Here is a 13,952-nt window from a genome sequence, read left to right on the forward strand (position 1 = left end):
AGTGTTGTCTCCTTCACGATGTCAAGCATCTTCTGCGGGCGGGGCTAGCGCCTACGCGCCGCGCGGGCCCAGCTGGCAATGCGGGCACCACCAGATAATGCGCTCCAGCTCCCCTTCGTCGCCACCGGCATCGACGCCGCCCAGCACCCCTTTTTCAATGGGTGTTCCGCACCGCCGGCAGCGTGCGTTATTGCGTCCGAAAACGTACGTCGTCTCCCCGGCGCGGCGTACCCCCGTGGTGACGCGAATGAGCGAGAACCGATTGGCCCACATGCTCTTCCGCGAGACGTCCACGATCTTCTCGACGTCGACGTCGCCGACACGCTCCGCGGGATGCATGCCCGCGATAAAGCAGGCCTCTGCACGGTACTCGTTGCCAATGCCCGCGACATTCTTCTGATCGAGCAGCGCCGCACCGATGGGACGGTCGGGCCGTGCCTCGATGCGCCGGATCGCCTCCTCGCGCCCGCCATTTGTCTCCCAGTCCGGGTCGAGGATGTCTGGGCCCAGATGCGCGATGCGCCCTAGGTAATCCGACTCCGGATAGACCTCCACGAACCCGAGAGTATGACCGACGACCTCGATATCGCGCGGCTCGTTGGCCAGCTGCAGCACCACACGCGCGGTATGCCCGGGAGCGCGCCACGTGTCCCCGGCGTAATGGATGTGCCACTGGCCTTCCATCTTCAGGTGCGTATGCAGGATGAGCGGCTCGTCCTCGTCGCCCGCGAATTCCATGAAGAGATGCTTGCCATAGGGCCACACGGCCACGCACTCCATCGCGTCAAAGCGCGCGAGCGCATAGCGCGGCACCCGCACCGAGGTCTTAGTCACTTTGCGGCCCACCATGAACTGCATGCGTTCGGCCAGCTGCAGGACGGAATCACCCTCAGGCATGCAGCACCTCCAACTGTGACTCCCCGCGGCAGATTGACGTCGTACAAGTTTACGCCTTGTCCGACGCCTGCTTGCTTCTGCGAGCACCCGCGTACCGTGGACAGCGAACATCGACTACAAGGAGGAAATAATGTCTGAACTGCGCACCGACCACGGACCGAATCCCTACGTTCTCGATATCGAGGCCACGACAGTAGAAAACGAAGCCTTCCGCGACACGCTGTGGACCGGTCAATTTCTACAAATGACGGTGATGGCTATCCCCGCCGGTGGCGAAATCGGCGCCGAAGTGCACGAGGACCATGACCAGTTCTTGCGACTCGAAGCCGGCCGCGGCCGCATCATGATTGGCGAGTCTGAGGACAACCTCGACATCGACCAAGAGGTCGAAGACGATTTAGCGATCTTCGTGCCCGCAGGCAAGTGGCACAACTTTGTCAATGAAGGCGAGGAGACCGTGAAGCTGTACTCCATCTACGCCGCCCCGGATCACGTCAAGGGCACCTTCCACCAGACCAAGGAAGACGCGGACAACGATCCCAACGAGCAAGACTAAACCATGCCCTGGCAGCGGCTCTGCCGCCGCTGCCAGGAATCGACTTATCTGTTTTCGCCCCGCCTAAGCGCGTTCGGAGGCAATCCGCGGCACCGACGCCCCACGCTCCCACGGCGTGATGACATGCTCGCGCTTCAGGTCGCACACAGAGGACACGCCGAGCAGCGTGCAGGCAGTCTCCAGTTCGGAGGTGAGCAGCTCGATGGTGCGGTCGACGCCTTCGCGCCCGCCCGCCATGAGACCGTAGAGATAGGCGCGGCCGATGAGGACGAAGTTCGCGCCGAGTGCCAGGGCAATCGCGATATCGGTGCCGGACATGATGCCGGAGTCGTAGACGATCTCGGCGTCGGGGCCGAGCTCCGCACGGATGGCTTCGAGAGCACGCAGCGTATTGACCACGCGGTCGAGCTGGCGGCCGCCGTGCGAGGAGACCACCACGCCATCGGCGCCGAGCTCGATGACCTTGCGAGCGTCAGCAGGGTTGACGATGCCCTTGACGAGCATCTTTCCGTCCCACTGCTCGCGAATCCACGCCAGGTCATCGAAGTTGAGACCCGGGTCGAACATCGTGTTGACGAGCTCGCCCAAAGTACCCGTGGTCGAGGTCAGCGACGCGAAGGTGACCGGGTCCGTCGTGAGGAAGTTGAACCACCACTCCGGGCGCCATGCGGCGTCAAGAACCGTGCCGGCGGTGAGCCGCGGCGGGATGCGCATGCCGTTGCGTGTATCGCGCAGGCGCTGGCCCGCGACCGGGGTATCGACAGTGACGACGAGCGTGTCGTAGCTACTCGCCGCCGCGCGACGCAGCAACTCCGCGCTGGCCGCGCGGTCCTTCCACAGGTAGAGCTGGAACCAGCGGCGCCCGCGTCCGGAGGCCCGCTCGACCTCCTCCACTGAGCGAGTACCCATTGTCGACAGCGTGAACGGGATACCCGCCGCCGTTGCTGCCGATGCCCCAGCATCCTCACCCTCAGCATGCATAAAGCGCGTAAACCCGGTCGGCGCAATGCCGAACGGCAGCGCGGAACGCCCACCCGCAATGTCGACGGACAGGTCGAGCTCCGTGGCACCCGTGAGCACGTTAGGCAGCAGGCGAATGGAACGGAAGGTCTCCCGCGATTCGTCATAGGTAACCTCGTCGCGCGCGGCGCCGTCCACATAGTCGAAGGCCGCCTTAGGGATGCGACGCTTGGCAATCTTCCGGAGATCCCACACGTCGGCGGCCTCCGCAAGGCGCGCGGCGCGACGGTCGAGAGTCGGCCGCTCAAAGCGCATGAGGTTCTTTAGTTCTGAGACTTGGGGCAGTTGACGCTTGAGACGCATGGTGGGTTCTCCTCTTAGTGGTTCGTAGTGCGGCCGCAGAAAGCGGTCTTGCTTTCATTCCTACTCTTCTACAGAAATAGCACCAAAACTGGGGTCCTCCCCCAGACAGCACGAAACCCCAGCGCCACCGAAGTGGCACTGGGGCGCATGCGAGGAAGCCTAGTGGCGGATATTCACGCGATTATGGTTGTTGGAGCCAGCCTCGATGAGCGCGACCATGCCCACGGCGTAGTCAGCGTAGGAAATCTCATTGTTGCCGTTGGCGTCAACAGTAAACGCGTCGGACTCAATGATCTCGAACGCGCCGGTGCGCTCACCCTCAGCGTCGAACTCGGCGGCCGGGGACACGAAGGTCCAGTTGAAGTCACCGCGCGTACGCAGGTAATCGAGCTGCTCCGACTGTGCGGAAGCCAGCGGCACGAACATATCCGGGAAGTCCGGGGTCTCGAGCAGCTTGGTGCCCTTATCGTCCACGACCATGGAACCGGCGCCGCCTACAACGTAGAGACGAGCATCAGAACCGGCGAGCACGTCACCTAGGTGCGCCACGGACTTGGTGTGCAGCGGCAGCGTCTCCGGGGTAACGGTGCCGAAGGCGTCGACGACAGCGTCGAAGCCAGCGAGGTCCTCCGCCGTGATGTCCATAATGTCGCGTGTAATGACGTTCGTTGCGGCGGAGCGGTTCTCGCCACGCACGATGGCGGTGACCTCGTGGCCTGCAGCCTGTGCTTCCTTGACGATGAGCTGGCCGGCCTTGCCGTTGGCCGCAATGACTGCAATCTTCATGGGAGTTCTCCTTCAGTAGGCTTAACTTTAACGTTGAAGCCAATCTTACGCGCATGTGGTAACTTTTGGGAAGTAGGAACCCAAAAGTGCTCTAGGCACCAAAAAGAAACCATAAAGGTCACAGCCATGAAACAGCCGCTTACTTCTTTGCCCGCCTGCCCCGTCGAGACGACACTCACGCTTCTGTCCAACCGCTGGCGCGCCATGATCCTGCGCGATCTGCTCGACGGCACCATGCGTTTTAACGAGCTGCGACGCTCCGTGACCGGCATTAGCCAGAAGGTCCTCACGTCCAACCTGCGCGAGATGGAAGACACGGGCCTCGTCCACCGCGAGGTCTTCGCCGAAGTCCCGCCCCGCGTCGAGTACTCGCTTACTCCGCTCGGCCAGTCCATGCGCCCCATCCTTGACGCCATGGACGAATGGGGAAAGCACTACCAGCAGCAGGTTGCCAAGGAGATCGTCTAGCACTGGTATCCACGCTCCGCCGCTCACCCAGCTTTGGGTTTATGGCGCTTCACGCCGCCACACCAGCCCCAAAACGCAACAAAACCAAAGCCAGGACGTTCTGCAGCACCAGTCGTATCCCTAGCGCCGATACCCACGCGGCCGGAATCCACCCGGCGCGGACCGCCAGCCTTCACGCCCCGCGTCGGCAGCACCATCAGAGGGTTCAGGCTCCGGCACGGACTCCAGCGCATCGGACAGCGACCGGCCCCGTCGGCTCGGCGCCACGGAGGTCGAAAGCTTGCCAGAAATCCGCACGCCCTTCGGAGTAATCCCTGCGCCGTGCTCGCGCAGCTGATTCGCCAACGGGGTCTCAAAGACCGAGGCCCCGTTGGCCTTTTCGATGGTGAGCGGCGAGAGGCGCCCAGATGCGACGGCCTCAGTAAGCGCCGCCACGACATAGCCCACGACCTCGCCGCCATCGATGCCTGCGGGCACCGGGAACGTCGTCAGCGTCTTGCCGCCACGCGTGAGGTGCGCGACGGGCAGGCCGTCCACGAGCACCACCAAAGCACCCGCCGCGCGCGTGGGCGAGCCCTCCGTCTCCGGCCACGGCAACGCCGCACCGTAGGGGTTCGCCGGATCCGCCGCGGCGAGCAGGTAAGTCTGCGGCTCCTGCGTGCCCGACGGCCAGCCGGTCACGTCCGGTGAATCCGCGAGCCCGCGCAGGCGGTCGATGACAGCAGGCGTCGAGAACTGCGCCGCACCCAGGCCGTCAATGACGTAGCCACGCATGGCCTTGCCGGACTCCTCGAAGCCGGAAAGCACCTTATACGCCAGCGCGAAGCCGCCCAGCACATCTTCAGCGACGACGCTCCCGCGCGTGACCACGCCGTAGCGGTCAAGCCAAGCCTCGCCGTGTGCCAAAGAGCGAGCCGTTGCTTCCGATGCCGCCGGCACCGCCAGCGCCCAGCGCCCCGCCACGTCCGGCGGGGTCGAGGTGGCACGCTGCGACTGGGCAAAGGACGTGCGCCCCATGCGCAGGCGCGAACGGCTCGGCCGGCGCTTGGAACGGTGCGCCGCCGCGGAGCGAGATCCACCGGAAAGATGCGCGCGAATCGGTGCAAAGGAATCCGGCGCGACGAGCCCAGCCTCGACGAGCTGCCAGAGTGCCTCTCGTAGCTCTCCGGGAGCCGCCAGGCTACCGGGAACTTCCGCCAGCAAATCAGCAAAAAGGAACCCGCCGCCACGTGCGAGCACGTCGAGCACCGACTGCTGGAGCATGGACGGACCGAACTCGCCCGGCTGCGGAGCCAGCTGCGCCGCGTAGTCCGCGGGCAACAGCATGATCCACGGGTCGGACGCGCCGGCCTTGCCCGCGCCGAGGATGAGAACCTCGCCCGAGGACGTGAGCTCGTCCAAGTGCCGCGGGGAATAATCCCCCACACGCGCGGGCAAAACAAGGGATTCCCAGGCGCTGGCGGGCAGACGCACCCCAGCGAGCTGTTCGATAACGGCAAACACGCCGTCGGCGCCACGCAACGGGGGCTGCTGCCCCACCGGTGCCACTTGCTGCCAGTCCGGTAGGAAGCGTCCATAGGTCGCGGGCGTGACCGGTTCCGTCGCCGCGCGAGCCGCAGCCAGGGAGCGCGATCGGATAACGCGCAGCACCTCGCTGGCCACGTACTCGGTTTCCTCGACGCCCTGGCGGTAGTGCCCTTCCAACACGCTGTCCAACGAAGAGACAACGGCGAAGGTAGCGGAGACGGAGAGACCGAAGGCATCGGCAGCCTCGCGCAGGGTAAACGGGCCGCGGGTGCGCGCCCAGCGCGACAGGAGCTGCTCCAAGGCGTCGGTGATCGTCGCCTGCTGCGCCGGGATGCCCGGCGGGACGGGGACGCCCAAGCCATCGCGGAGTAAGGGGGCATCGAGAGACTGCGCGAGGTGCTCGCGCCCGCCAATGCGTACGCGCATGATGCGCGAACCCAGAGCGTCGAGTGCCGTCATCGGCACCGAGGCATGCTCGCCGAGTTCAGCGACCGGGATGGGCCCCAGCACGCGCAGCAAATCTGCGACCTGCTCTGTGGTCTTCGCGCGGCGCTCCGGGGTGCGGCGCTGCAGCTGAGCGTCGACCTCCGCGATGATCTCCGGGTCGAGCAGCTCGCGCAGCTCCACCGTGCCCAGCAGCTTCGCGAGCAGCGCAGGGTCAAGCGCTAGGGCGGCTGCGCGCTTCTCCGCCAAAGGAGAATCGCCCTCATACATAAACGCGCCCGTGTAGTTAAACAGCAGCGAGGACGCGAACGGCGAGGGCTGCTCGACGGTGACCTCCGCGATGCGCACGCGCCGGTGGCCCAGGTCCCGCATGAGCTCCGTGAGCGCCGGCAGGTCATAGACGTCCTGGAGGCACTCGCGGACGGTCTCCAAGATGATGGGGAACGAGGGGTACTTCCGGGCGACGTCGAGCAGCTGCTCCGCGCGCTGGCGCTGCTGCCACAGCGGGGCGCGCTTGCCGGGGTTCCGGCGCGGCAGAAGCAGCGCGCGGGCCGAGCACTCGCGGAAGCGGGAGGCGAACAGCGCGGAGCCGCCTACCTGTTCCGTCACGATATCCGCGATCTCGTCGGCATCGAAGGCAAAAAGGGACGCATCCGGGGCTTCCTCGCCCTCGGGCAGGCGCAGCACGATGCCGTCATCGCCGGAGACCGCCTGCGGATCCATGCAGGTTCGCTCCGCCACCCGCGCGCCCACGGCAAGCGCCCACGCCGCATTGACGGGACGGCCGAACGGCGTGTGAAGGACCAGCCGCCAGTCCCCCACTTCGTCCTTGAAGCGCTCAAGCAGCAGCGTCTTCTCGTCCGGGATAATCCCCGTCGCGTCCTCCTGCTCTCGCAGATAAGCCAACAGGTTATCGCGCGCCCACTCGTCCGCGTCAATAATGAGCGACGGGTCTGAGTAGGCCTCGCGGCGGAAGGCGCCCAAGGCCTTGCCCAGCTCGTACGGGCGGCCGGCGGCGTCGCCGTTCCAAAACGGCAGGCGTCCGGTATGCCCCGGCGCAGGCGTGACCTGCACCTGGTCACGGGTGATGTTCTCAATCCGCCAGCTCGTGGCGCCCAACGTAAAGATATCGCCGACGCGGGATTCATACACCATCTCTTCGTCGAGCTCACCCACGCGCCGGGGCGCGCCGCCTTCCGCGCCGCCGACTAGGAAGACGCCGAACATGCCGCGGTCCGGAATGGTGCCGCCACTGGTCACGGCCACGCGCTGCGCGCCCGGGCGCGGGGTGAGCATGCCCGTGATCCGGTCATAGACGACGCGGGGCTTGAGCTCCGAGAAATCCGTCGAGGGATACACGCCCGAGGCCAGGTCGAGGACGGAGTCGAAGACCTCCCGTGCCAGGTCCCGGTAAGGCCAGGCGCGGCGGACAGTCTCGTACCACTCGTCCGCGTCGAGGCCGTCCTCGCCCGCCGCCGCGACAGCCGCGACGGTCTGTTGTGTAAGGACGTCGAGCGGGTTGCGTGGGGTTTTCAGCTCCTCGATAAGCCCTTCGCGCATGCGCCGCACCGTCACTGCGGATTGCAGCAGGTCCGCCCGATGTTTGGGGTAAAACGAGCCTGCCGATACCGCCCCTACCGCATGCCCCGCACGGCCCACGCGTTGCAGGCCAGAGGCCACCGATGGCGGTGATTCCACCTGCACCACGAGCTCCACCGCGCCCATGTCGATGCCGAGCTCCAGCGAGCTCGTCGCCACAACCGCCTTGAGCGTGCCCTCCTTGAGCATCGTCTCCGTCATGGCGCGCTCGTCCTTGGACACGGAGCCGTGGTGGGCGCGCGCAATGACCGCCGGGGCCTTGCCCGCGACGTCCGACTGCGCCATGAGCTGAGACGGCGGACGACGCGATGCCGGCGACAGCGAGTCCGGATCGTACTCCGCCGCGTAGAGCTCGTTGAGCCTGCTCGTTACGCGCTCTGCCGTGCGGCGCGAGTTCACGAAGACGAGCGTCGAGCGGTGCGCCATGATCTCTGTGTAGAGCTCGTCCTCGATAAACGGCCAGATGGACTTCGCCGTGGGCAGCGCGGACTCGTTGGGCCCGGCGTCGATGCCCTGGCGCCCCAGCCCGGAATCCGACCGCGGCTCAGGCAGCGGACCACCGGTTATCCCCAGCGGGTCGTCGACGGTCATCTCGCCGATCGTCGAGCCGGCCTCCGGCACCGGTAGGTCCGACATGTCTTCGACCGGCACGTGAATAGTGAGGTCCCAGCGCTTCTCCGCCGGCGGCGCGATGATCTCCACCGGGCGCCCGCCGCCCAGAAAGTTCGCGACAGCCTCACGCGGGCGCACCGTGGCCGACAGCCCGATGCGTTGGAATTCACCGGCGACCTGCGCCAGGCGTTCCAGGGTCAGCGCGAGGTGCACGCCGCGCTTCGTACCAGCAAGCGCGTGAATCTCATCGATGATGACGGTATCCACGCTCTTTAAGATGCCCGCTGCCTTGGACGTGAGCATGAGGTAGGCCGACTCCGGCGTCGTGATGAGCACGTCCGGCGGGCGGCGCACCTGCCGGTTGCGCTCAGCCTGCGGTGTATCGCCCGAGCGCACGCCCACCGTGATATCCGGAACCTCCTCGCCCAGGCGCTCCGCCACGCGCGCGATGCCCGCCAAGGGCGCGCGCAGGTTATTTTCCACGTCCACGCCGAGTGCCTTGAGCGGCGAGATATAGAGGACTTTCACTCCTCCATGACTTCCGGCGGCGGCGCCAGCCGACGCCGCGCCGGGAAGCGGCAGCGCCGTCTGGCCCTCGCGCTCGACCAAGTTATTGAGCGCCCAGAGGAATGCCGCGAGGGTTTTACCGGAACCGGTAGGGGCGACGACGAGCGCGTGGGCATCGGCAGCAATGGCGCGCCAGGCCTGCTCCTGGACGTCGGTGGGGCGGGCAAAGACATCCTCAAACCAGCCCCGGACGGCGGGCCGGAATTGAGCGAGGACGGCGTCAGTCATTCCTTCACTGTAGCGCGGCTCCCGACATGGCAAGGTAGGCTAATTCCTATGACCCGCGAACTTACAGATTCTCGTCTTACCAACCACATCGCTGAAGGCGTCGGCGAAATCCTTAAAGGCGTGCGCATCAGCGGTTTGCTGCGTGGCCTTGAGCTGGGTGACGCTGGTGACGTCCTCGCGCAGGAATGGATTTCCCGCGTCCTCGAGCAGCACCGCCCCGACGATGGTTTCCTCTCCGAAGAGGCCACGGATGACATGTCCCGTCTGAAGAAGGACCGCGTGTGGATCGTCGACCCCATCGACGGCACGAAGGAATTCTCCACCGGCCGCCAGGACTGGGCCATCCACATCGCCCTCGTCATCAACGGCGTTCCGGAGCACGCCGCCGTGGGCATGCCGGACCTGGGCGTGACGTTCAAGTCCTCGGACGTGCGCGCCGTGACCGGCCCCATGTCGAAGAAGTTCGTGGTCTCCCGCAACCGCCCGCCGCAGGTCGCCGGCTTTATCGCGGAGAAGATGGGCTACGAGACCGTGGGAGTCGGCTCTGCGGGCGCGAAGGCCATGCACGTCCTCCTCGGCGACTTTGACGGCTATATCCATGCCGGTGGCCAGTACGAGTGGGACCAGGCGGCACCTGTGGGCGTGGCCCGCGCCGCAGGCCTGCACTGCTCACGCCTCGATGGCTCCCCCATCACCTTCAACAACGAAGACACCTTCATCCCGGACCTGGTCATCTGCCGCCCGGAGATCAAGGACGAGGTCCTCGCCGCGGCCGCCGAGTTCGCGGAGGCCAACGGCGGGTACAACTAAACGCCTTCCGCACGCCCTGTCCCAGTTGAACTGGGATGGGGCTTTCGTTTTGCCACAACACGTTAGACTGTTGGGCATGATCGACACCCCGTATGAAGACCTCCTGCGCCGCATCCTCGAGGAAGGCACGCCCAAAGGCGACCGCACCGGCACGGGCACGCGCTCCATTTTCGGCGCGCAGCTGCGCTACAACCTGGCGGAGTCCTTCCCACTGCTGACCACAAAGAAGGTCTATTTCCACGGGGTCATCGGCGAGCTGCTGTGGTTCTTGAAGGGCGACTCGAACGTCAAATGGCTCCAGGAAAATAACATCCGCATCTGGAACGAATGGGCCGATGAGAACGGCGAGCTCGGCCCCGTCTACGGCGTGCAGTGGCGTTCCTGGCCCACCCCGGACGGAAGCCACATCGACCAGATTCAAGGCGCGTTGGACACGCTCAAGAACAACCCGGACTCCCGCCGCAACATCGTCTCTGCCTGGAACGTCGCGGAGCTCGACCAGATGGCGCTCATGCCGTGCCACCTGCTCTTCCAGCTCTATGTCGCCGACGGCAAGCTCAGCCTGCAGGTCTACCAGCGCTCCGCGGACATGTTCCTGGGCGTGCCGTTTAACCTCGCGTCCTACGCGGCCCTGGCGCACATGTTTGCCCAGCAGGCCGGCCTTGAGGTGGGCGACCTCATCTGGACCGGCGGCGACTGCCACATCTACAACGACCACGTCGAGCAGGTCAAGGAACAGCTCACTCGCGAACCGCGCCCGTACCCGCAGCTCAAGCTCAACAAAGCCGCCAGCCTCTTCGACTACGACTTCACCGACTTCGAGCTCGAGGGCTACGACCCGCACCCCGCGATCAAGGCTCCGGTGTCCGTCTAATGTGGGGCGCGATTTGGGCACAGTCGCTCGACGGCTGCATTGGCAACGGCGTCACCATGCCCTGGCACGTGCCAGAAGACCTCGCCCACTTTAAGGAGGTCACCCTCGGCGCGCCCGTCGTCATGGGCCGCAAGACGTGGCAGTCGCTCAACCCCACGTTCCGCCCACTGCCCGGCCGCGATAATTACATCCTCTCGCGCCAGCTGCCCGGCCAGTGGTCCGCTGGCGCGGAGGTCCTCCGCGACCTTCAGCACGCTCCGCATGAGGCCTGGATCATCGGCGGCGGCCAGGTCTACGCCGCGACGCTGGGCCAAGTCGAGCGCGTGGAAATCACCCTCATGGACGCCAATGTCGCCGACGCCTATGGCGAGGACGCCGTCTTCGCCCCCGACATCCCCGCGCACTTCTCGCTCACGGCCGAAACCGGTTGGCTTACGTCCGAGAAGGGCCACCTGGAGCTGCCGGGAATACCGCCCAGCGATCTGCCGTTGAAATACAAGTTCCTCACCTACGAAAGGAAGATCTCCGCATGACTGTCCAGACCCCTGAGACCAACGCACCCGTTACTATTTTCTACGCCGATTGGTGCCCGTTCTGCGCCAAGCTGCGCAAGAACCTGGACCGCTCGGAGACCCCGTACGACCTCGTTGACGCGGAGGCCGAAGGCACCGAGGACATCAACGAGTGGATTAAGTCCGTCAACGACGGCAACCGCATTGTCCCCACCGTCCTCTACTCTGATGGCACGCACGTCACCAACCCGCCGGCCTCCGAGGTTCGCGCGAAGTACGCCGAGCTCACCGCGTAAATGGCGACCTGGGATACCGTAGCCCGTTCCACGGGCATCCAGGGCGAAGAATGGGTGGAGCTCCTCGACCCAGCCCACAACCACACCCAGCTTGCCGATGCCGCCCTCTCCCACCTCCGCGCCACCCTCGCCGCCCAGCCGGACGGCGTCCTCAAGGGCAAGAACCTGGAATGGTGGGCCCAAGGCGTAGCCGTCTCTTTTGAGCAGCACATCGGCCGCCGCGTCCCCGGCGAGCGCTGCGACGGCTCCTTCGGCGCGAATGCCTCAAAGACCGTCCCCGGCGCGCAGGCCGATATCGCCGCCGCCTGGGCCGAGTTCGCTGCCCCCGAATCAGGGCGACTCCCGCTGGTCCTCGACGGCGAGCCACGCATCAGCGAGACGGCCAAGTGGAACTACTGGCGCGTGACGGCCACGAGCCCCACCGCGCCGGACGGATCCTCGGCCAGCGTGTCCATGAACATCCAGTCCCGCACGCCCGGCAAGACCACCGTCGCCGCTGAGGTCAAGGGCCTTGCCTCCCCCACAGATTCCGCCCATTACAAGGCGCTCTTCAAGCAGGTTCTCGCCGACTTCGCGGCCTTCGTCGCGGCGCGCTAAGACGCATCGCGACACCACGCCCGATTACTCGTCGTCTTCGCCGAAAAGCTCGACCATATCAGCCGGCGACAGCGTGCCCGCCATGCCGGAAATCTCGGACGCGTAGACGGTGTTGAGGTACTCCTCAAGCGCCGTCTTCAGGCGCTGCGCGTCCACCTTATTGAGCAGCAGGATGCGCTCGGTTGAACCACCCGGCACCGTCTTTTCCACGGCCAGCGTCTTCACGCCTTCCTTCGTCACCAGCTCGGTGACAATTTCGCGGCGCTGGACATCGTGAAACCTCACATTGGGATCGTTAACCATACTCAACAAGTTATCCGATTTAGGGACAGCGCGGGCGGTGCTGGTAGTCTAAACTTCCGTGATTACCCCCTCCAGTGAGGAGGAAAATATCACCCCGCCCCAGTAGCTCAGGGGATAGAGCACGGCTCTCCTAAAGCCGGTGTCGGAGGTTCGAATCCTCTCTGGGGCACACAATTTTCCCACGAATGTGCAAATCTCCTCCATGCGTTTCTGATGGCTTAGGCACCTTCAGTCGGCAGCGGCTTGCGCCACGTGAGATTGAGCAGCTGAATCCGCCCGCGCGGGTCGCCGTCCCACTCCACCTCGAGGTCGTGGCGCTTAAGAATGTCCACGAGGAACCGCCCCAGCGCAGCGTCCATCCGCGCCCACTCGTCCTTTCGCTCGGGGTGGCCTCTGCGCAGCTTCTCGGCGTCGACTTCACCAGCAATCGGCGGGCCCGGCGCCCACGCGCCGAAGACCAGATAAAGCTCCGTCGGCTCGTACGCCAGTCCCTCGGCATCCTGCATGTGGAAGCCACACGATGCCCATTCACGGTAGGGATACTCCCCCTCCGGCACATCAATCAGAGTGCGTTCCTCCCCGAGCAGCTCGTTACAGTCACTGACATCGAATCCAAGGCTCATTCCCGTCACGAGCCCCTGGTCTTCCATTTCATCGAACGCAGCCTGCACCCGGTCGTAATCGGTGGGATGCTCCCACTCCGGCTCTTGGGCCTTGCGTTCTTTCCACACCTGCTCGGCGGCCGCGTGCGGATCATCATCCGAGTACACATCTTTGAGTTCGTTGTCGTCCACGGCTTCGTGGACCTCGTCCAAGGGCATGAATCCCGGAAGGATCCAGTGGTTGAGTTGCTGGCGCAGCGAATTTGAAATCTCCATGCCTCCACAGCATAAAGAAAAACTTTCCGCCACGGCGTGGCGTATGACGTGGCGATTTATCGGAGCGCCGACCTCGTCCAGGCACATACCTACGCCACCCCGGACGGCACACCGCACAAGTGCACCGGCACGGCCATCGCGCCGGAATGGATCCTCACCGCCGCCCACCGCGTTGAGGGCCCGACCTTCTCCGTCTCAGACGTCCTCAAGGTCTCCTTCTCAAACAACAAGTTGGATCCGGGCCCTCCATCAACGTGGGCCGCCAACAAAACAAATGAAACAAGGCTGCCTGGAATTCAACCCAGCGATTATCCCAGCGCGGCAGCCACGCCTTCATCACCGGATGCAATCGAATACCACGTCCATGCCACGTATCCGATATAAGCGAGTGGCAGGACGAGCGGAAAGAAAAAGCCAACAGCCACGCAGGCGGCAAGCACACCGATAGCCACGCGTCCGCCTGCTAGTTCCGATTTTGCAGCAATGAACCGTACTGTTGGCACGGCAGCAATAAAGAAAAGAGCGGCACTGAGCACCCAATGGACCCCGCTTCCGGCGCCCACGATCAGCGTGGCAATACCTGCGCAAATCCACAGGATCTTTTGAAGACTCAAGCTAGATCCCACCTACTCCTTGACACTTGCGAAGGCGTTTCCAGGAGCTGCAGCCTGAGCA

The 13,952-nt window shown here is 64.9% G+C and carries 14 protein-coding genes and 1 tRNA gene; 8 read left to right on the plus strand and 7 right to left on the minus strand.

Annotation, left to right across the window (positions count from 1 at the left end; translation table 11 throughout):
- Positions 1–51 precede the first annotated feature (51 nt).
- Positions 52–897, minus strand: coding sequence for a DNA-formamidopyrimidine glycosylase family protein (locus ABJ196_RS01350; protein ID WP_347304894.1), 846 nt, complete (start codon positions 895–897; stop codon positions 52–54).
- Between the two features lie 130 nt (positions 898–1,027).
- On the opposite strand from ABJ196_RS01350, the gene ABJ196_RS01355 reads away from it, so the two are divergent.
- Positions 1,028–1,453, plus strand: a complete 426-nt coding sequence (locus tag ABJ196_RS01355; protein WP_257035457.1) for a cupin domain-containing protein — start codon at positions 1,028–1,030, stop codon at positions 1,451–1,453.
- Between the two features lie 63 nt (positions 1,454–1,516).
- On the opposite strand, the gene ABJ196_RS01360 is transcribed toward ABJ196_RS01355, so the two are convergent.
- The gene (locus ABJ196_RS01360) at positions 1,517–2,776 is read right to left on the minus strand and encodes an alpha-hydroxy acid oxidase (protein ID WP_257035458.1); all 1,260 of its coding nucleotides are present in this window, start codon (positions 2,774–2,776) and stop codon (positions 1,517–1,519) included.
- A gap of 159 nt (positions 2,777–2,935) precedes the next feature.
- Positions 2,936–3,562 (minus strand): NAD(P)H-binding protein, encoded by a 627-nt coding sequence (locus ABJ196_RS01365; RefSeq protein ID WP_347304895.1) that lies wholly within the window; start codon positions 3,560–3,562, stop codon positions 2,936–2,938.
- A gap of 126 nt (positions 3,563–3,688) precedes the next feature.
- Between ABJ196_RS01365 and ABJ196_RS01370 the strand changes: the two genes are divergently transcribed.
- On the plus strand, positions 3,689–4,030 hold the full coding sequence (locus tag ABJ196_RS01370; RefSeq protein WP_347304896.1) for a helix-turn-helix domain-containing protein: 342 nt from the start codon (positions 3,689–3,691) through the stop codon (positions 4,028–4,030).
- 120 nt (positions 4,031–4,150) lie between these two features.
- On the opposite strand, the gene ABJ196_RS01375 is transcribed toward ABJ196_RS01370, so the two are convergent.
- A complete protein-coding gene (locus tag ABJ196_RS01375; protein WP_347304897.1) occupies positions 4,151–9,007 on the minus strand; it encodes a DEAD/DEAH box helicase in 4,857 nt (1,618 codons plus the stop codon).
- 48 nt (positions 9,008–9,055) lie between these two features.
- Between ABJ196_RS01375 and ABJ196_RS01380 the strand changes: the two genes are divergently transcribed.
- From ABJ196_RS01380 to ABJ196_RS01400, 5 genes are all read left to right on the plus strand, one after another.
- A complete protein-coding gene (locus tag ABJ196_RS01380) occupies positions 9,056–9,817 on the plus strand; it encodes a 3'(2'),5'-bisphosphate nucleotidase CysQ (RefSeq protein WP_347304898.1) in 762 nt (253 codons plus the stop codon).
- A 67-nt stretch (positions 9,818–9,884) separates the two neighbouring features.
- Positions 9,885–10,691, plus strand: coding sequence for a thymidylate synthase (locus tag ABJ196_RS01385; protein WP_347305018.1), 807 nt, complete (start codon positions 9,885–9,887; stop codon positions 10,689–10,691).
- Complete coding sequence (locus ABJ196_RS01390; protein ID WP_347304899.1) at positions 10,691–11,224, plus strand: dihydrofolate reductase; 534 nt, start codon at positions 10,691–10,693, stop codon at positions 11,222–11,224. The genes ABJ196_RS01385 and ABJ196_RS01390 overlap by 1 nt, the downstream gene beginning before the upstream one ends.
- The gene (locus ABJ196_RS01395) at positions 11,221–11,499 is read left to right on the plus strand and encodes a glutaredoxin domain-containing protein (protein WP_066512114.1); all 279 of its coding nucleotides are present in this window, start codon (positions 11,221–11,223) and stop codon (positions 11,497–11,499) included. Before ABJ196_RS01390 ends, ABJ196_RS01395 begins: the two co-directional genes overlap by 4 nt.
- Positions 11,500–12,096: a hypothetical protein gene (locus ABJ196_RS01400; protein ID WP_347304900.1), complete on the plus strand. Its 597-nt coding sequence runs from the start codon at positions 11,500–11,502 to the stop codon at positions 12,094–12,096. It abuts the gene before it with no gap.
- Between the two features lie 24 nt (positions 12,097–12,120).
- Here the strand turns inward: ABJ196_RS01400 and ABJ196_RS01405 are convergent, their stop codons facing one another.
- Entirely contained in the window at positions 12,121–12,381 is a 261-nt protein-coding gene (locus ABJ196_RS01405) for a hypothetical protein (protein ID WP_231732343.1), read from the minus strand.
- A gap of 114 nt (positions 12,382–12,495) precedes the next feature.
- Between ABJ196_RS01405 and ABJ196_RS01410 the strand changes: the two genes are divergently transcribed.
- Positions 12,496–12,568: transfer RNA gene (locus tag ABJ196_RS01410), tRNA-Arg, on the plus strand.
- A 49-nt stretch (positions 12,569–12,617) separates the two neighbouring features.
- Here ABJ196_RS01410 and ABJ196_RS01415 read toward each other — a convergent pair.
- Positions 12,618–13,277, minus strand: coding sequence for a hypothetical protein (locus ABJ196_RS01415; protein WP_347304901.1), 660 nt, complete (start codon positions 13,275–13,277; stop codon positions 12,618–12,620).
- A gap of 308 nt (positions 13,278–13,585) precedes the next feature.
- Positions 13,586–13,891 carry a hypothetical protein gene (locus ABJ196_RS01420; protein ID WP_347304902.1) on the minus strand — a complete coding sequence of 102 codons (306 nt, stop codon included), beginning with the start codon at positions 13,889–13,891 and terminating at the stop codon, positions 13,586–13,588.
- Positions 13,892–13,952: the final 61 nt, after the last annotated feature.

The organism is Corynebacterium sp. SA-MJD20WY100 (assembly GCF_039822565.1).
Lineage (GTDB): Bacteria > Actinomycetota > Actinomycetes > Mycobacteriales > Mycobacteriaceae > Corynebacterium > Corynebacterium phoceense_A.